This is a genomic window from Streptomyces sp. NPDC020780, assembly GCF_044334475.1.
Taxonomy (GTDB): Bacteria; Actinomycetota; Actinomycetes; order Streptomycetales; family Streptomycetaceae; genus Streptomyces.
Genome location: NZ_JBIRTB010000004.1, coordinates 428,410 through 445,624, shown reverse-complemented (window position 1 = coordinate 445,624; position 17,215 = coordinate 428,410). Strand labels below are relative to the sequence as shown.

15 protein-coding genes are annotated in these 17,215 nt (G+C 72.2%); 3 read left to right on the top strand and 12 right to left on the bottom strand.

The window, feature by feature from the left end; all coding sequences use genetic code 11:
• Positions 1-163 precede the first annotated feature (163 nt).
• From ACH4VO_RS10710 to ACH4VO_RS10680, 7 genes are all read right to left on the bottom strand, one after another.
• The gene (locus ACH4VO_RS10710; RefSeq protein ID WP_360990726.1) at positions 164-829 is read right to left on the bottom strand and encodes a hypothetical protein; all 666 of its coding nucleotides are present in this window, start codon (positions 827-829) and stop codon (positions 164-166) included.
• Positions 826-2,343, bottom strand: coding sequence for a HAMP domain-containing sensor histidine kinase (locus ACH4VO_RS10705; protein WP_360990728.1), 1,518 nt, complete (start codon positions 2,341-2,343; stop codon positions 826-828). Before ACH4VO_RS10705 ends, ACH4VO_RS10710 begins: the two co-directional genes overlap by 4 nt.
• 2 nt (positions 2,344-2,345) lie before the next feature.
• Positions 2,346-3,029, bottom strand: a complete 684-nt coding sequence (locus ACH4VO_RS10700; protein WP_360990730.1) for a response regulator transcription factor — start codon at positions 3,027-3,029, stop codon at positions 2,346-2,348.
• Between the two features lie 555 nt (positions 3,030-3,584).
• Complete coding sequence (locus tag ACH4VO_RS10695) at positions 3,585-3,848, bottom strand: SHOCT domain-containing protein (RefSeq protein WP_360990732.1); 264 nt, start codon at positions 3,846-3,848, stop codon at positions 3,585-3,587.
• Between the two features lie 563 nt (positions 3,849-4,411).
• Positions 4,412-5,089 carry a response regulator transcription factor gene (locus tag ACH4VO_RS10690; RefSeq protein ID WP_360990734.1) on the bottom strand — a complete coding sequence of 226 codons (678 nt, stop codon included), beginning with the start codon at positions 5,087-5,089 and terminating at the stop codon, positions 4,412-4,414.
• Positions 5,086-6,090 carry a sensor histidine kinase gene (locus tag ACH4VO_RS10685; RefSeq protein WP_360990737.1) on the bottom strand — a complete coding sequence of 335 codons (1,005 nt, stop codon included), beginning with the start codon at positions 6,088-6,090 and terminating at the stop codon, positions 5,086-5,088. Before ACH4VO_RS10685 ends, ACH4VO_RS10690 begins: the two co-directional genes overlap by 4 nt.
• An 89-nt stretch (positions 6,091-6,179) precedes the next feature.
• A complete protein-coding gene (locus tag ACH4VO_RS10680) occupies positions 6,180-7,568 on the bottom strand; it encodes a hypothetical protein (protein ID WP_360990740.1) in 1,389 nt (462 codons plus the stop codon).
• A 491-nt stretch (positions 7,569-8,059) separates the two neighbouring features.
• Here ACH4VO_RS10680 and panD point away from each other — a divergent pair, with 491 nt between their 5' ends.
• Together panD and ACH4VO_RS10670 are read left to right on the top strand one after the other, a co-directional pair.
• Positions 8,060-8,485, top strand: coding sequence for an aspartate 1-decarboxylase (gene panD / locus ACH4VO_RS10675; protein WP_360990742.1), 426 nt, complete (start codon positions 8,060-8,062; stop codon positions 8,483-8,485).
• Between the two features lie 45 nt (positions 8,486-8,530).
• Entirely contained in the window at positions 8,531-8,887 is a 357-nt protein-coding gene (locus ACH4VO_RS10670) for a GNAT family N-acetyltransferase (protein WP_360990745.1), read from the top strand.
• Positions 8,888-9,433: 546 nt separating this feature from the next.
• On the opposite strand, the gene ACH4VO_RS10665 is transcribed toward ACH4VO_RS10670, so the two are convergent.
• The 4 genes from ACH4VO_RS10665 to ACH4VO_RS10650 all read right to left on the bottom strand — a co-directional run bounded on the left by ACH4VO_RS10665 (position 9,434) and on the right by ACH4VO_RS10650 (position 14,955).
• Positions 9,434-10,822, bottom strand: a complete 1,389-nt coding sequence (locus ACH4VO_RS10665) for a diaminopimelate decarboxylase (protein ID WP_360990748.1) — start codon at positions 10,820-10,822, stop codon at positions 9,434-9,436.
• A gap of 109 nt (positions 10,823-10,931) precedes the next feature.
• The gene (locus tag ACH4VO_RS10660) at positions 10,932-12,782 is read right to left on the bottom strand and encodes a helix-turn-helix domain-containing protein (protein WP_360990751.1); all 1,851 of its coding nucleotides are present in this window, start codon (positions 12,780-12,782) and stop codon (positions 10,932-10,934) included.
• Positions 12,783-12,808: 26 nt separating this feature from the next.
• Positions 12,809-14,251, bottom strand: coding sequence for an NADP-dependent phosphogluconate dehydrogenase (gndA, locus tag ACH4VO_RS10655; protein ID WP_360990753.1), 1,443 nt, complete (start codon positions 14,249-14,251; stop codon positions 12,809-12,811).
• Positions 14,252-14,490: 239 nt separating this feature from the next.
• Positions 14,491-14,955, bottom strand: coding sequence for a DUF5709 domain-containing protein (locus ACH4VO_RS10650; protein WP_360990756.1), 465 nt, complete (start codon positions 14,953-14,955; stop codon positions 14,491-14,493).
• Positions 14,956-15,333: 378 nt separating this feature from the next.
• Between ACH4VO_RS10650 and ACH4VO_RS10645 the strand changes: the two genes are divergently transcribed.
• On the top strand, positions 15,334-16,464 hold the full coding sequence (locus tag ACH4VO_RS10645; RefSeq protein WP_360991021.1) for a S1 family peptidase: 1,131 nt from the start codon (positions 15,334-15,336) through the stop codon (positions 16,462-16,464).
• A gap of 200 nt (positions 16,465-16,664) precedes the next feature.
• On the opposite strand, the gene ACH4VO_RS10640 is transcribed toward ACH4VO_RS10645, so the two are convergent.
• A complete protein-coding gene (locus ACH4VO_RS10640) occupies positions 16,665-17,054 on the bottom strand; it encodes a hypothetical protein (protein ID WP_360990759.1) in 390 nt (129 codons plus the stop codon).
• Positions 17,055-17,215: the final 161 nt, after the last annotated feature.

Sequence of the window (17,215 nt, the reverse complement as noted above, 5' to 3'; positions counted from 1 at the left end):
GCGGATGACATTCCTACGTGCGGGACACGGCCCCGGGTAAGTTGACGAGTTGACGAGAGCGGCCCGCCGGAAACGAAAGGTTCCGGCGGGCCGCCGCATGGCCCTGCGGGTGCGCCGGAGCCCGATCCGGCCGGCGCAGCCCTCGTACGCCTTCCGGCACAGCTCACCGGGCCGGTACCGGAACCGGTCGGACGGGACACCCGGCCGGGGGGAGGCGCCCCTCCTGCCCGGCCAGGGTCACGGACACCGCCCCGTTCGCGTGTGCCGCGTACGCGGCCGTGCAGACGAGCTGGTCGCGGGCGGGAACGGACAGCCGGGTCACCCGCAGGCGCAGCACGACCTCGACGGTGAGCCCGCCGCTCACGACCCGGTCCGCGACGGATGCCGCACCGGGCAGGGAGGGGGCGTTGCGCAATCCGGCCCGGCGCTCGGCCTTGTCCGGCCCTGCCAGCAGGGCGGTGACGGCTGCCAGTGGCGAGACGGACCCGCTCATCTCCCCGCTCCCCAAAGGCGAACCACCGCCGCCGTCCCCTCCGCGCGACCCGTCGGATGAGGCCGACGAATCGTCCGGCCCCGAGGAGCCCGGGACACCGCTCCGCCACGCCGAATCGACGTTCCGGGGCACAGGCAGCAGTTCGTCGTCCGGGGAGAGGAAGAACAACAGCACACGTCCCTCGCGCGGGGGAAGCAGATCGGCGACAGCCGGTCTGCCGGCCTCCACCACGGCCGTCTCCTGGATACCGCACCCCACGAGCGGACCCACGCCCAGCACCAGCAGGGCGGCGCGCCGGAACGCCCGGCGCGTACCGCGGAACGCCGGCTTCCTCATGAAACGGCCTCCGATCGGTCGCGACTGTCCGCCGGCCACTCGCCCCCGTGCGCGGACGCCGGACCGTCCGCCGCCCCGCACCAGGACGCCGGCCCGTCGAAGGGCAGCTCGAGGGTGAACAGCGCGCCACCGCCGGGGGCGTTCTCCGCGCGGATCGTGCCGCCGTGCAGGTGTACGTTCTCCGCGGTGATCGCAAGCCCGAGCCCACTCCCCGACGACCGGGAACGAGCGGCGTCCGCCTTGTAGAAGCGGTCGAAGACGTGCGGCAGCGCCTCCGGTGCGATCCCGGGCCCGCTGTCGCGCACCTCGATGATCAGCACGCCGTCTCCTGCCGACAGCCGAACCGTGACCGGCTCGCCACCGTGGCGAAGGGCGTTGCCGACCAGGTTGGCCATGATGACGTCGAAGCGGCGCGGATCGAGGCGGATCCGGAGCCCGTCGGGCAGCTCCGCCCGGACCCGGCCCAGCCACTGCCTGCCGGACAGGGTGCTGCGCACGGCCTCGGCGGCGTCCACCTCGTCGGCGTTGAGTTCCGCCGCGCGGGCGTCGAAGCGGGAGATCTCCATCAGGTCCTCCACCAGTACGGCCAGCCTGCCGGTCTCGAAGCTGATCAGCCGCACCGCGCGGGCGGTCTCCGGGTCGAGTGTCCCGGCGTCCTCGTCCACGACGTCCGTCACCGCGAGCATCCCGGCGAGCGGGGTGCGCAACTCGTGCGACACATCGGAGGCGAAGCGCCGGGCCCGCACCCCCGCGTCCCGCAACTCCTGCACCGAGCGCTCGAGTCGGGCCGCCGAATCGTTGAACGTCCGTGCCAGGTCGGCCATCTCGTCCCGGCCGTGTACGGGGATACGGGTGTCGAGCCGCCCGCCGCCCATCGACTGTGCGGCGCGCCGTAGTTCACGGACGGGGCGCAGCACGCTCCGCGCCGCGAGCAGCGCGGGCACCAGGGCCACGGCAAGCCCCGGCAGCGCGCCGTCGCGGGCAGCGGTCACCAGGGCGTCGATGTCCACCTCCTCGTTCGTCATGGGCATCACCGCGAAGAGAACCAGGCCGCTCGGCACCGCGTCCCCGCCCGCGACGACGCGGGTCATCACCGGCATGGCGATCGTCAGATACGCGGTTCCGTCCTTGACGACCCGTTCGAAGCTGCCGTGCGGCGAGGTGAGCGCCGTGCGACGCAGCTCCGCTGTCACAACACCGGAGACGGGCCGGTCACCCGAGGAGGCGCGCAACGAGCCGTACTCGGCGAAGACGATCCACGGATGCGGTTTGGCGCGTGCCGCGATGTCGTAGAGGTCCCACCGCAGCGACTCCGGGTCCAAGGGCAGACCGGGGACGAACCGCTCGACCTCCTCCCGGAAGGAGGCGACGGCTGTGTCCTGCGCACGCACGAGGACGGCGCTGCGCGCCTCCCGGTAGGTCAGTGCGGCGGTCGTGACGGCGCTGACCGCGGCCACCAGCAGGAACGCGATCACCAGCCGGGTCCGTAGCCCGAACGCGGCGGTCGCAGGCATCCTCACAGCGGACCGAAGCGGTAGCCCGAACCCCGGACGGTCTGGATGTACCGAGGCGCGGGGGAGGGGTCTTCGATCTTGGCGCGTAAGCGGCGCACGCAGGCGTCCACCAGACGGACGTCACAGTGGTACTTGTGCTCCCATACCTCTTCCAGGAGCCTCTGCCTGCTGAAGACCTGTTCCGGCGCCGCCGACAGGTGCAGCAACAGCTTCAGTTCGGAGGGCGCGAGGGCGACGCAGTCGCCCGACTTGAGCACGGTGTGAGCGGCACGGTCGACGGCGAGTTCACCGTGGTACTCAACGGCCGGTCCCGCGTCGACCGACCTTTCCGCGCGGCGCAGCACGGCACGGAGGCGGGCCTCGATGACCTCGGTACGTGCGGGCTTGACGACGTAGTCGTCCGCACCCGCCTCCAGGCCGAGCACGATGTCGGTGTCGTCACCGCGCGCGGTCAGCATGATGATCGGCAACTGGCTCGTCCCGCGCACCCCTTCACACACCTGGACGCCGCTCATGGCGGGCAGCATCAGGTCGAGCAGGAGGAGGTCGGGGCGAAAGGCGCCCAGTGCCTCCAGTCCGGCCTCACCGGTCGCGACGGCGAGGACCTCGTGCCCGCGCCGCCGCAGCCCGAGCTCGACCCCCTCGCGCACCGAGGGGTCGTCTTCGATGAGGAGGACGCGTGGCATGGCGGGTCTCCAGGGTCGGGGGGATGGCGGAGTCGTGGGAGTTCGGCGACTGAGCTGCGCGGTGAGAGCCGAAGGCCGGATGCCCGCGTCGGCGATCCGCCCACGCGTACGCGCCTCCGCTCAACCGGCGCCCCGCGTCAGCGTGGACGGCGCGGACCTGTCCGCCCCGGCCCGTCGGAGAGCCGGCCTGGCGTCGCGTTGGCCGCGGTCAGCCGAGCGGAACCCGCGCCGACCGCGCCGACAGGAGGGCGGCTCCGTCCCGGCCCTGTGACGATCCACCCGGCGCGGGGCCGAGAGGGATGGAGGTGGGCACGGGGCATGGACGTACTCCAGGAGTGAGGCAGCGGCCCCCATACTCCCAGGCGTAGGTGAACTCCCTTCCTGCGGTGCGGTGCGGTGTGGTGCAGTGCGGTGCAGTGCGGAGCAGTGCGGGCAGGCGCAGGCCCGGGCGGACATCTTCGGCGCCGAGCGCGTACGTGCCGTCGGTGCGCTTGTCGTTCATCACGGGCCTTCTGCAGCGGAAGGCGTAGAGGCCGCAGCCGGGGCGGCCGGTTTCTACTTCGCGGGGAAAGGGTCGGCGCGCAGCGTACTCAGGCGGCGCCGGTACTCCTCTTCGTCGATCTCCCCGCGGGCGAACCGCTCGTCGAGGATCTGCTGCGGTGTCGGTGCGGCGGGGGTGTGGGTGTGTTCGTGGGGTTGATTGGCGGTGCGGAGGACCAGCACAAGGGCTGTGATGATCAGGGCCCAGAACAGGACCATGCCGACCGACATCCCGAACCAGGCCCATCCGTTCATGCCGTGGGCGTACCAGAACATCATCGCCACTCACCTGCTTCGGTCAGTCGGCGACCGGGCGCTGAATGGGCTCCCGGGACTTCTTGCCTTCCTCGACTCCATTGTCCCTCCGCCCGGTGCGACGGCCCGGGGCAGGGCGGTTCAGGACCGGTGGGCCCGTTCAGCCCCCTACCGCGCAGCAGGGGTGGTGGCGCAGGCCGGAGAGCGACCCGCGTCTGAGCCGGTCATCGCCGCCGCGGCCATGGCGCTCAGCTCGCTGTCGGCGGTCACCGACGCCTCCCGGCTGCACCGCCGGCACACCCAGCCGCTGCCTCAGGCCGAGCCCGCCCGCGTCCAGCCCCGTGTCGAGCCCGCCGCCGACCGAGCCCCGGCCCACGACAGGGCCATCACGGCAGGCCTTGGGCACCACCGCCCCGCCTCCCCCGACGGCGACAGCGTGGTCACGGACCCGGTCTGCGGGATGCAGGTGGACAAGGCGACCGCCGCGCACCGCCAGACCGAGCACGGCGCCCCTACTTCTGCCACCCACTGCGCCGCCACGCTTCACCCGGGGCGCGCCGTGGCGGTGAACGCGCCGGTTCTGCGCGTCAACCGTCGAGGTTCGGTCGCACAAGGCCGCTCTGGTAGGCGATCACGACCAGTTGGGCCCGGTCGCGGGCGTTGAGTTTGGTCATCGCGCGGGAGGTGTGGGTGCGTACGGTCAGGTGGCTGAGGACCAGCTGGTCGACGATCTCGTGGTTCGACTTGCCCAGCGCGGCCAGTGCCACGACTTCACGTTCGCGCTCGGTGAGCAGGGTGAGACGTTCCGGTGCGGTGAGAGGCACGCTGTCGGCCGGGGAGGCCAAGAAGCGGGTGATCAGTGCCCGGGTGGCCGTAGGGGAGAGGAGGGCGTCTCCCGCTGCCACGGTGCGGATGCCCGTCAGTAGGACGTCGGGGCCGACGTCCTTGCCAAGGACGCCGCTCGCCCCGGACCGCAGGGCGATGGCGACGTTCTCGTCGTTCTCGAACGTGGTGAGGATCAGGACCCGGGTGCTCGACAGCCCGGTCCGGGCGCAGATGTCGGCCGTGGCCGCCAGCCCGTCGGTGCCGGGCATGCGGATGTCCATGAGGGCGACGTCGGGACGGTGCTCGAGGGTCAGGTCCACAGCCTGCTGCCCGTCGGCTGCCTCCGCCACGACCGTCATGTCCGGGTCGGAGTCGATGAGGATGCGGAAGGTGGCGTGGAGTAGCGCCTGGTCGTCGGCGAGCAGGACGCGGATGGTCATGAGGTGCTCTCCTCGGAGCCGGGAAGGGGAAGCGCGCAGGCGACTTCGAAACCGCCTTCGGGCCGCGGCCCGGCGTGGAACGTCCCGCCTGCCGCCAAGGCACGTTCGCGCATGCCCAGCAGCCCGAAGCCACGGGCGTCGGCAGCAACCGAGGAAGGCTCTCCGGCTTCGTTGGTGATGGTGAGTGTCAGGTAGGGGGCGGTGTAGTCCAGCCGGACCCGTGCGGAGGGTGTGGCGGCGTGCTTGGTGACATTGGTCAGGGCTTCCTGGACGATCCGGTAGGCCGTGAGGTCCATGCCGGGCGTGAGTGCTTGTGGCTGGCCCTCGCGGGTGACGGAGACGTCCAGGCCCGCTGAAGCGCAGGTCTCGACGAGTTGTGGCAGCTGGTCCAGACCCGGTGCGGGAGCCAGCTCCTGGGAGTCGGTGTCCTGACGCAGCAGGCCGACGGTGGCCTTGAGCTCGCGCAGGGCCGAGGCGGTCACTTCCGGCAACTTCTCGATCATGGCGATGGCCTGGTCGGGACGGGTCCGGGCCAGATGGGCGGCGGTGCCGGCCTGGGCGTTGGCGAGCGCGAGATGGTGGGCGACCACGTCGTGCAGTTCGCGTGCGATGCGCATGCGCTCCTGGATCACCCGCCGGCGGGCCTCCTCGTCCCGCTCCTGGCCGGCGTGCTCGGCGCGGGCGATGGCGTACTCGCGGCGCACGCGCACGTAGCTGCCGAAGGAGGCGACCATCAGGACCCAGGCCGCCGGATTGACCAAGCCGATGATCCACTCGTGCGGAGAGTCCGTGATGAAGCCGGTGAGCGCGATTCCGGCCGCGGCCGCGAGGGCGCTGCACCAGGTGGTCCCGCGATCAGGACGCAGACTCACGGTGTACTGCGCGACCAGCATCGGCCCCATGAGCAGCGGCGTCTCTCGTTCGCCACCTCCAACGGCGGACTTCTTCGAGCGGGCCGGGCTGGTCCGGCGGTCGACCAGGTTCTCCAGGGCTCCGGTCACCGCGAGTCGAGGCCCACGCTCTTGGCCGTCATGTGATTTGGGCGTCCGCCCAGAGGCCGTACGGACGGAGCTGTCGTCTCAGAGGCGCGTCAGCGAGACGAGCACGCGCAGGGTTCCTCGTTCTGCCCCGGCAGCAGTCGCAGGGCGAAGACGGAGCCGTCGGCGTGGACGGAGACGGGGCCGCCCCAGTCCTTGTCGAAGGTGAGGCGGGGGCGGACGCCGCGGCTCGCGTGGACAAGGGCGCGGTACTTGTCGACGTAGCCTCTGGCGAGAAGTCTGAAGACCTCCTCCTCCACGCCGGAGAACGCCTCGACACGGGGGCCGTTGAGGCGGAAGACGTGGTCGGTGCCGACGTACTCGTTGCGGAAGATGGTGTGGGCGGCGTCCTGGATGCTCATGCCGGCCGCGTGTTCGAGGCCGGTGAAGCGTTTGCGGCCCTGCCGGTCGGTCAGGTGGCGGGCGGTGGCGTGGCCGGAGCCGGTGAAGGCCATGAGGCCCGCCGCAGTGGTGTGGGCCAGGGACTCCTGGAACCAGGCGTAGTCCTTCGGCTGCACGTGGCAGCCCCGTACGGGCTCCGGTGCTACCAGGCCCCCGGCTGGCGGATGAATGTCCGGCATCACGTTCGCCTGGAACGGTGGGGCGTTCCGGTCCGCTTCCCGGCCCGCTGCCGGGGACAGCCGCCCACCACTGCCCGGTGACTGGAGGGCGTGGACGGTCATCGTGCCGCTGTCCGTCGGGAGCTGCGTGCTGAACAGCAGGCTGGGGGTCTCGTTCCACGCGCCGATGTGGACCGCTTCGGCGTGGGCCGAGGCGGAGGCCAGTTGCTCGGCGGAGGTGGCCGAGTCGCTGTGGTTGCCCTTGCAGGCGAGGGGGATGACGAGGGGCGGCTCGCCCGGCCGCCAGACCTCGGCGAAGTACTGGGGCCGGTAGCGGTACTTCACCTTCTCGCCCTTGTCCCGGCTGGTGAGGGCCCAGCCCGCGCGTAACGCCGTGTCGGCGGGGACGATTGTCACCGAATGGTCGGGGAAGCGGCTGCGCAGCATGTGCTCGGTGAGCGTGAGTGCGAAGCCGATGCCGAGCTCGCCGGACTGCAGCGACTTGTAGTGGTCCGCGATGCGGTGGCCTTCGTCGGTGAGGCCGAGGAAGGAGTCACGACCGCCGGCCAAGGCCTGGGTGTACTTGAGTGCGCCCCAGTGCTCCGCCAGCCCCCGGCCCGCCCCTCGCCACGACAGTGCAGTGGCCCGGGCGAGGGTGTGGAGCACGTCCCAGAGGGTCACTTCGAACTGCCGGGGCAGCTCCGTCGGCAGGATCGGGACGAGGGCGGGCTTCCGGCGGAGCGGCTCGTCCTCATTCTCCTTGCGCCTCTCGTTGTCCGCCGCGATAGCGGCCTTCACCTTCCCGACGAGCGCGTCGTCGGAGTGGACGGAGACGCTTGAGGGTTGGGTCAGGTTCTGGAGCACTTCCTCGGTCGGCTTCAACAGCTCTCCTTAACGGTCTGCAACGGCGGTTCGCCATCGGCTGGACCGTACGGAAGGGAGGAGTAGCGCACGCAAGTGCGCAGGGGCGCGTGACCTGGACTTCGCCTCGGGCGGGAGGCGGGCAGCGAACCGGCGTGCGGGGCGGTCGAGCGCCGACGGGCCGAGGGCAGAAGGGACCGTGTTCCACGAACCGGAGCGATCACGGTGCCCGACAGGTCGGTGCGTGGAGCACGTCGTCCGTGGGCAGAGTGGCCTCCCGCATCTTTGATGGCGCATCAGGTAAGTCAGCATGCGGTCAGCATGAGTCGCCGGACTTTCCTGGAGGATTGCGTGAACAGACGCCGGTGCGGCGCGAAAGCCCAGGCGTGAAGCCGTCTCGCCCGAGCGGAGCGATGTTCCTCACAATGCTCGACCGGCGTGTCCCGGTGTACAGTCGACACCGCCCTTGACCTGCAGAAAGCTGGCAGGGAGCCGTCTCCTGGGAGTCCAAAGTGCTGCGTACTCTGTTCAAGTCCAAGATCCACCGGGCCACCGTCACCCAGGCCGACCTGCACTATGTCGGTTCCGTGACGGTCGACGCGGATCTGATGGACGCGGCCGACCTGCTGCCCGGCGAGCTTGTCCATATCGTGGATATCGACAACGGTGCCCGGCTCGAGACGTACGTCATCGAGGGGGAGCGGGGCTCCGGCGTCATCGGGATCAACGGAGCCGCCGCCCACCTCGTGCACCCCGGTGATCTGGTGATCCTCATCAGTTACGCCCAGGTGGAGGACGCCGAAGCCCGCACCTTCACGCCGAGCGTCGTGCACGTCGACGCGGACAATCGCATCGTGGCCCTGGGTGCCGACGCGTCGGCACCCGTGCCGGGTTCCCGTACGGAGCGCAGTCCGCACGCGGTGCCGACACAGGGCTGACCCGGCCGTTTCCCCATCCGCGTCCACCCACCAAGGGAGCACACCATGGCAGCAGAGAACATGTCGGTGGAGATCCGCGACGACCGCGAACACGGCAAACTGGTGGCGTACGAGGACGGTACGGCCGCCGGAACCATCGCGTACTTCGTGATGTACCCGGAGCCCGGCGCCCTGGTGGCCGTCCACACCGTCGTCAAGCCGGCGTACGAGGGGAAGGGCATCGCGGGCGCCCTCGCCCGGGAGTTCTACACCATGGCGGCCCGCGAGGGGGTACCCGTCGTTCCGCTGTGCCCGTACGTCGCGAAGTGGGCCACCCGTCACCCCGAGCAGGCCCCCGAGGCTCCGGAGGAACTGGTCCGGGGCGCGCAGCGGCAGCTCGAGTCGCACCCTGAGCTGCTCTGATACCGGTCAGGGGCACGGGGCCGGGCGGGAGTGACCGCGTACGGGACCGGGCACGGTCTCACGTATGGACTCGGCAGGCGCGGGCAGCCGCATCGGGAGACGGTGGAGATGCGACCATCTCGATCCGCTCGTACCTTTGTCTGCTGTTGGAGGCCCGAGATGACCCATCCGATTCCCGACCCGGTACCGCCCCCGCCGGCCCCGCCCGTGCCCGGCCCGCCGTCGCCGGTGCCGACGCCGCCCGCGCCGGAGCCGGCACCCGTGCCCTCCCCGCCGCCCGGCCCGCCGCAGCCGGTGCCGCCCGGCCCGGCACCGGATCCGATTCCGCAGCCGCCGAGCCCGAACCCGGAGCCCGTACCGGAGCCGGAACCCTCGCCGCAGCCTGCGGGCTGAGCCCTCCGCAGACTGTCTGACGGCCGGAGCCGGGTGTTCCCGCCCCCGCGCCGGTCCAGTCGTGCGCCCGGCCGGGCCTTCCGCCGAGCCGCGCGGGCCGCCGGTGCCCAGGTCCCTCCCGGCCCGGGAAGGGACGGCCAGGAGCGCCCGGCCTCAGGGAGCGGGCCGGCGGCCCGCCAGCGCCGTCAGCGCGTCCGCGTGGTCCAGCCCGCTCTCTGTCGCCACGGAGTCCAGGGACTGCGCGTCGCGCACCGGCGCGAAGCGCAGTCCCTCTCCGTCCGGACCGCACGAGAAGCCGTACACGGCGGGCCGCGGAAGGCTGTTGTAGGCCCACGGGGTGGAGAAGTAGTACGCGCCGGTGTCGTACAGGACGACGAAGTCGCCCTCCCGGATCTCGGGCAGTTCCCGGCCGTGAGCGACCACGTCCCCGGCGAAACAGCAGGGCCCCGCGACGTCCTGGACCATCGGCGGCCCGCTCCTGGGGCGTCCGTCCCCGTCGAACACACCGACCCGGAGCGGCCAGGCGTCGGGCATGAAGACCGTACGGGTGGCGATCTGTGCTCCGGCGTGGGTGAGCGCGATGCGCCGGCCACCGGCGTCCTTCGTGTACTCCACGCGCGCCCCGATGAATCCGTTCTTCGCCAGCAGGGACCTGCCGAACTCGGTGACCAGGTGGTAGCGGCCGTCGAAGAGGCCGGGAGCCGCCGTCCGGAGCGCGGCCACGTAGTCCGCGAAGGCGGGACGCACCTCGTCGTCGGCGAAGTTGACCGGCAGCCCGCCGCCGATGTCGATACCTGTGACCTGCTGGGCACCCATCGCCGCGTTGATCTCCTCGGCCAGCCCGTACGTCTCGGCGATGCCCTCGGCGATGAGTTCCGGCGGGCAGCCCTGGGACCCCACGTGGGTATGGAGCCGGGTCAGCCAGGGACGCTCCGCGAAGGCCTGGACGACCTGTTCCCGGGCGCCCGGATCGCGCAGGGCCACACCGAACTTGGAAGTCGCCGTCGCGGTGCTCATCGCCCCGATGGAGCCGCTTCCCACCTGCGGATTGACGCGCAACCCGAGTACGGACGCCGAGCCCGGCGAGCGCAGTTCCCCGATCCGGCGGAGCTCGCCCGGACTGTCGGCGTTCACCGCCACACCGAGCGCCAGCGCCAGCCGCAACTCCTCCCGGGTCTTCGCGGGCGAGTCGAGCACGATCCGCTCCGGGGCGAACCCCGCCTCGACGGCGAGCCGCAGCTCGCCCGGGCTCGCCACCTCGCAGCCCATGCCGCAGTCGGCGAGTAGCCGCAGCACCGGGACGAGGGAAGCGGCCTTCGCCGCGAAGGTGTGCAGGACGGGTACACCCGGAACCGGGGCGAAGGCCTCGTGCAGCGCGGTGACGGAGTCCCGGACACCGTCCACGTCGAGGAAGCCGGCCACGGGCTGCCGCTCGCCGAGCAGTCCGTCCGCCACGGCCCGGCGGACCGCCTCGGCGAACCGGCCCGCGCGCGGGCCGGACGGGGGATGTGCCGCGCCTGCGGCACCGGTCGTCGATGTCATACGGCGAGAGTCGGTGATGGGAGCCCCCCGGGTCTTTGTCGCGAAGGACAAGACTGGCGGCAATCTCCGTCCGGACGCACAACTCCCGGACGAACGTGCCGCCCGGCGGTCACACGTCACCCGTCAGGCGCACCGCGAGCGTGAGCAGCAGCCGGGTGTCCGGGTCGTCCAGATCGACGCCGAACCGCTCCCGGGCACGACGCAGGCGGTACCGCAGCGTATTGGGGTGGACGACGAGCCGCCGTGCCGCCCGCACCACGTCACCCGAGGCGTCGAGATACGCGGCCAGCGACCGCACCAGCACACCGCCGGCCGCGAGATCGGTGCGTACGAGATCGTGTACCGGGCCCGTGCCCGAGTCCCACAGCGGCCTCACCGCGTCCAGGGCGCGCAGGACGTCGAGCCCCGGCCCGGCCTCCGCGGGCCCCGCGTGCGACAGCGCGGGGCTTGGCCCGCCCCGCCGTTCCCGCTCGCGCAGCACGCGCACCACCAGACCGGCCTCCTCCCGGGAGACGGCGGCTTCGGCGGGGGACGGGACCACGCGCCCGGCCCCGGCCCGGACGGGCACCCCGCCGGGCAGGGCGGACGCCAGGCCGGCCAGTTCCCGGGCGAGGCCGAGCACCTCGCGTTCCTGACCGCCGCCACGCAGGGGGAACAGCACGAGCAGCCGCTCGGCCTCACGCAGCACCAGGACACCGGAGCGGTACGAAGAGGCCTGTAGGGCCAGCACGTCCAGCGTGCGCCGGATCCCCGACCCCGCACCACCTGCCGGCGTCTGCGGGCCCTCGGGAGGCGGTGGCGCGTCGGGCGGCCGCGATGCGCAGGACAGGGAGAGTCCCGCGCAGGCCGACTGCGGGTCCTGGGACGGTGGCGCACCACCGTCCGGCGGCGACGCACCACCGGTGGGCGGCTGCGTGCCTCCGGCCGGTTCCGGCCCTACGCCTCGCGCCGGATCCTGCCCCGAGGCCCCGGCCGGCTCCGCGATCACCACCGCGCACGGGGTCTCGGGCGCCAGCCCCAGCGACCACGCGTGCGTGCGCCCGTCACCCTGTCCGTACAGCAGGCCGCGCAAGGCGTCGTCCCGGCGGCGTACGGCTCCGCTCTCCCGCAGCCGGTGCCGGATCAGGAGCGGGGCGGCGGCCGCGGCGGCCCGCCGCAGCGCGTCCCCGGCATGCGGCGAGAGGCTGCGGCCGTCCGCCGCCGCCCAGATCGAGCCCAGTACCTCGGGGCCGTTGCGGACGGCGACGACCAGACGCTCGGGGCTGTCGCCGTCGGCGGGCCGGCGGATCACGTCCCGGGAAGTCCACAGCGCCCGCAGCACCCCGCTGCGCCGCAGTTCCGCGATCCGCCACTCGGGCACCCGGCCGCCCAGGATCGTGGACCGGCGTACGCCGTCGGCCTCCGGAAGGGTCGCCGAGTGGGCCAGCACCCGGAACGAGGTGTCCTCGATGGTGATCGAACCCCCCGTACGCGCGGCGATGGCGGCGGCCAGCTCGTCCAGACCGTCGCCGTAGGGGTGGGCGTCCCCTCCGGCGTCCGGGGTGCCCGCCGCGGCGAGGGCCAGGGCGGAGCGCAGCAACGCGGCGGTGTCGCTCCAGTCCGTCCACGCCGCCCTGGCCAGCAACGCGATCCCCGACTCGGCGGCCGCGGCCAGGACTTCCGGAGCCGCGGGTGCCCCCTCCGTTTCCCGCAGCACCACGGCGCAGGCACCGCTGCGGGCCGCCTCCCGCACGGCCGGCGCCGCGTCCGCGCAGGCGGCGGGCGGACCGACCGCCAGCACCACCTGCGCACCGGCGGCGTGCCCCGCCGCCGCCTCGTCGCCGAAGACCACGCCCCGTACCGCCACGTCCCGCCCGGCGGGAGCAACGAGCAGCCGCAGCGTGCCCGCGTCGTCGTGGGCGAGGAGCCGGCGGAGCGTGGTCCTGGGAGCCGGTTCGCCGGGAGGCGGGCTGCTGGTCACCGGCCGAGCATACGAGGACCGGCCGATCAGCCGGCGGCGACCTCCGACCTGTCGCCGCCCCACAGCGTGTGGAACGAGCCGTCCCGGTCGGTGCGCCGGTAGGTGTGGGCGCCGAAGAAGTCGCGCTGGCCCTGGGTGAGCGCCGCGGGCAGCCGGTCGGCGCGCAGCCCGTCGTAGTACGAGAGCGCCGCCGCGAAGCCGGGGGTCGGCACCCCCTGCCGTACGGCTTCGGCGATCACCGTGCGCCAGTCGTCCTGCGCCGCACCGATCTCCTCGGCGAACCGCTGGTCGGAGAGGAGGCTCAGCAGGTCGGGCCGGCTGTCGTACGCCGCCCGGATGCGGTCCAGGAAGGCCGCGCGGATGATGCACCCGGCCCGCCAGATCGATGCGACCGCCCCGAGGTCGATGTCCCAGTGGTACGCCTCGCTGCCTGCCCTGATCTGGTGGAACCCCTGCGTGTAGGACACGATCTTGGAGGCGTACAGGGCCTGCTCGACCCGATCGGCGAAGGCCGCCGCCTCCTCCTTGCCCAGCGGGGTGGTCGACGGGCCGGGCAGGCCGCGTGCCGCCTCCCGCAGGTCGGCGTGCCCGGACAGGGAGCGGGCGAAGACCGCCTCGGCGATGCCGGACACGGGCACGCCCAGGTCGAGGGCGATCTGCACGGTCCAGCGTCCGGTGCCCTTCTGCTCCGCCCGGTCCTGCACGACGTCCACGAACGGGGAGCCGGTCCCGGCGTCCGTGTGGGCGAGCACCTCGGCGGTGATCTCGATGAGGTAGGAGTCCAGCCGCCCGGTGTTCCAGCTGCGGAAGGTGTCCGCGATCTGCGCGGGGGAGTAGCCCGCGACGGCGCGCAGCAGGTGGTAGGCCTCCGCGATGAGCTGCATGTCGGCGTACTCGATGCCGTTGTGGACCATCTTCACGAAGTGACCGGCGGCGTCCGGCCCGATGTGGGTGGTGCAGGGCGTCCCGTCCTTCGCCTCGGCCGCGATCTTCTCCAGCATCGGACCCAGCGACGCGTAGGACTCCGCCGAGCCGCCCGGCATGATGCTCGGCCCGTTCAGCGCCCCCTCCTCGCCTCCGGAGATGCCCACGCCGACGAAGTGGATCCCGCGCTCACGCAGTTCCCTCTCGCGGCGCCGGGTGTCCTCGAAGTGGGCGTTGCCGCCGTCGATGATGACGTCACCCTCCTCCATGAGCGGGGCGAACTCCTTGATCACGGCGTCGGTCGGCGCCCCGGCCTTCACCATGATCATGAGGCGCCGGGGGCGTTCCAGAGCGGCCACGAACTCCTCGGGGGTGTGCGCGGGGACGAACGCGCCCTCGTCGCCGAACTCCTCGACCAGGGCGTCGGTCTTCGCGGTGGTGCGGTTGTGCACGGCCACGGTGAAGCCGTTGCGGGCGAAGTTACGGGCGAGGTTGCGGCCCATGACCGCCAGGCCTGTGACGCCGATCTGCGCTGTGCCGCTCATCTGTGTGCTCCTGCTGTCCGGGGCGGGGTGAAAGGGGGAGGGGTGTGACGGAAAAGAGGCGTGAGGGACGGATGGGAAAGGGGGAGTGGCCGGAGAGGCGGTGGGAGGACGTGTGGCCGGAAGGAAGGGCCGGTCAGGGGTACGTCGTGGCGGGAGCCGTGCGCTCGGTACCTCCTCCGCGCGTCCTCTGCGGCGCACAGCGGTTGCGTACCTGCGCTTGCCCTCGCCTCGGGGACCGGTCAGTACCTCTGCTCATCCCCTTCCTCGGGGATCACATGCATGGCCGCCTCCTCCGCCGAGGCCGCGGCACCGTCGATGCCGACGTCCTGTGCGGTGAGCGTGGCCTCGACGTGGCCGTCGCCCTGCTGGGTGAGCCGCCCGGCGCGGTCCGTGCCCACTTCCGTGTCGTAGAGCTCGCCGTCACCGCCCGCGAGATCCCCCAGACCGTCGCCCGGGGAGCCGGCGCTCTCGGGGACCTCCCTGGTCAGACGGGTGGCGAGTGATTCGCGGGCGTGCTGCTCCGACGCGGTGGTGCCCTCGTCGTCGACCGCCCACGGCCGTTCGGGCGGTGAGTATCCCTCGTCGAGGACGTCGGTGACCCCGGACGTGTCCAGGGTGTCCTCCAGGTCGAGCAGGTCGTCCCGGTCGAAGGCCTCCGGTTCCTGGGGCTGGTAGACGTCGTCCCCTCGGTCGGTGTCGGTCATGGTGCGTCCTTTCCGGTCCGGTGCGGACGGCGTGCCGCCGTGTCGCGGGGCGCCGTGGTCGCTCACGCCCCTTTCCGTGTCCCTGTACGCAATTCCACTCCGGTCCCGGGAGGGACGCAACGGAAGCCCCGTCCCACGGCCCGCCGGCACCGAACCGGGACGGTGTCACCGGGATCACGACGCACATGTCCGGTACGTCCTGGGTCCGGTGGCGGCCCGGCGATCCGTCCTGTCATTGGCATGGACCTGCCTAGCCTGACTCCACTACAGTCCCTGGGAGCAGCCTGAGAGCGCTCTCAGAGCGATCTCAGGTGCTTTCTGTTCCACCCCCACGAAGCTGGAACAACAGAAGGGGCACTCCCCGTGAGACACACGACGATGGTGCGGACCGGTCTGTCCGCCCTGCTCATCCTCGGCACCTGGGCCGCCGCCGGCCTCACCCAGGCCTCCGCCGCGGACGCTCCCCCCGCCGGACCGCAGGCGTCCGCCGGCCTGATCTCCGCGATGCAGCGGGACCTGGGACTGACGCAAGGCCAGGCGGAGGCGCGGCTGACCGCCGAGAAGGCGGCGACCGCCCTACAGGGCCCCGCGCGGAAGGCGGCCGGTTCCTCCTTCGGAGGCTCGTGGTTCGACTCCGGCAGTGGGAAGCTCACGGTCGCCGTCACGGACCACGAGGCCGCCCGTTCCGTGCGCGCGACCGGTGCCGAGGCCCGGCTGGTCGACCACACCGCCCGGCAGCTGGACGCGGCGAAGAGCCGGCTGGACGCACTCACCGCGCCCAGCGGCGTCAGCAGCTGGCACGTCGATCCGCAGGCGAACACCGTCGTGGTGAACGTCGTCGCGTCGGAGCGCCGTGACAACGATGTCCGTGCCTTCGTCGCTAAGGCCCGGCAGGCCGGCCCGGTCACCGTGAAGCAGACCGCCGAGGCCCCGCAGACGTTCGCCGCGGGGACGGTCGGCGGTGACCCGTACTACACGGGCAACGTCCGCTGCTCCATCGGCTTCTCCGTCCACGGCGGCTTCGTCACGGCCGGGCACTGCGGCCAGGCGGGCGGGGCGGTCAGAGGATGGGACGGCTCGGCCATAGGCAACTTCCAGGGCTCGTCCTTCCCCGACAACGACTACGCCTGGGTCAACGTGGGCAGCGGCTGGTGGACCGTTCCGGTCGTCCTGGGCTGGGGTACCGTCTCCGACCAGCTGGTACGCGGATCCAACGAGGCCCCGATCGGCGCCTCGATCTGCCGGTCCGGCTCCACCACCCACTGGCACTGCGGCAAGGTCCTGGCGAAGAACGAGACCGTGAACTACAGCCAGGGCGCGGTCCATCAGATGACGAAGACCAGTGTGTGCGCCGAACCGGGCGACTCGGGCGGCTCGTTCATCAGCGGTGACCAGGCGCAGGGAGTCACCTCGGGCGGCTGGGGCAACTGCAGCGGCGGCGGCGAGACCTGGCACCAGCCCGTCAACGAGATCCTCAACCGCTACGGACTCACGCTGCACACCGCCTGAACCGCCACCGCCGGGACCCGGTGACCCCGACGGTGCGTGACCGGTCTGCTGCGGTACCGGGGCCCCGGTACCGCAGCAGACCTCCGGGGCCTTGCGGAGGACGCGTACGCCCCCGCCCGGGTGGAGTGCCCGGCCCGGCCTCTCGGCCCGGTGCCTCCCGGCTCCCGACCCCGGCACGCTCCGCCTCGGAGCTGGCTGAGCTAGAGCGAACCCTCGGGGCCCTCCTCCTCGCCGTCGTCGTCGGAGCTGAGCTCCTCGGCGCGCAGTGCGAGGTCCTGGAGCACGTCGGCGGAGGTCACGTCCTGCTGGCCGGAGTCGTGGATCTGGGCGAGCGCGATGAAAGCCAGGGTGAACGCTCCGACCAACTGCTCGACGGCTCCGCCGACTTCACGGCCTACCAGGGCGGCCATCTCCTCGACACTGGCATCGGCGGGAATGGCGATGTGCGGCATCGTCTCGTTGAGGAGGGTGGTCACGATACTGCCGCCCGCCTCCGGATCGCCCCCGTTCATGTCCTCGGCCTGGCGCTGCATCTCGCCCGCCTCGGTCAGGATGCCGATTACTCGCTTGAGGACTTCGCTCTGCTCCATACGGTGAGCATATGTGTACCTGCCGCCCGCACCGGATCGGCTGCCCGCACCGTTCACGTGCTCGATCGCTCAGGCCGTCAGGTGACGCCCGGCCGACGCACGGCGCCGGGCCGGAGCCCTGCACCAGCTCCTGGTACCGCCGCTCCCTAGGTGGACGAAGG

Coding starts and splice junctions, on each gene's coding strand:
- ACH4VO_RS10710 (WP_360990726.1), bottom strand. CDS start 829: ATGAGGAAGCCGGCGTTCCGCGGTACGCGCCGGGCGTTCCGGCGCGCC.
- ACH4VO_RS10705 (WP_360990728.1), bottom strand. CDS start 2,343: ATGCCTGCGACCGCCGCGTTCGGGCTACGGACCCGGCTGGTGATCGCG.
- ACH4VO_RS10700 (WP_360990730.1), bottom strand. CDS start 3,029: ATGCCACGCGTCCTCCTCATCGAAGACGACCCCTCGGTGCGCGAGGGG.
- ACH4VO_RS10695 (WP_360990732.1), bottom strand. CDS start 3,848: ATGATGTTCTGGTACGCCCACGGCATGAACGGATGGGCCTGGTTCGGG.
- ACH4VO_RS10690 (WP_360990734.1), bottom strand. CDS start 5,089: ATGACCATCCGCGTCCTGCTCGCCGACGACCAGGCGCTACTCCACGCC.
- ACH4VO_RS10670 (WP_360990745.1), top strand. CDS start 8,531: ATGGCAGCAGAGAACATGTCGGTGGAGATCCGCGACGACCGCGAACAC.
- ACH4VO_RS10665 (WP_360990748.1), bottom strand. CDS start 10,822: ATGACATCGACGACCGGTGCCGCAGGCGCGGCACATCCCCCGTCCGGC.
- gndA (WP_360990753.1), bottom strand. CDS start 14,251: ATGAGCGGCACAGCGCAGATCGGCGTCACAGGCCTGGCGGTCATGGGC.
- ACH4VO_RS10650 (WP_360990756.1), bottom strand. CDS start 14,955: ATGACCGACACCGACCGAGGGGACGACGTCTACCAGCCCCAGGAACCG.
- ACH4VO_RS10645 (WP_360991021.1), top strand. CDS start 15,334: ATGGTGCGGACCGGTCTGTCCGCCCTGCTCATCCTCGGCACCTGGGCC.
- ACH4VO_RS10640 (WP_360990759.1), bottom strand. CDS start 17,054: ATGGAGCAGAGCGAAGTCCTCAAGCGAGTAATCGGCATCCTGACCGAG.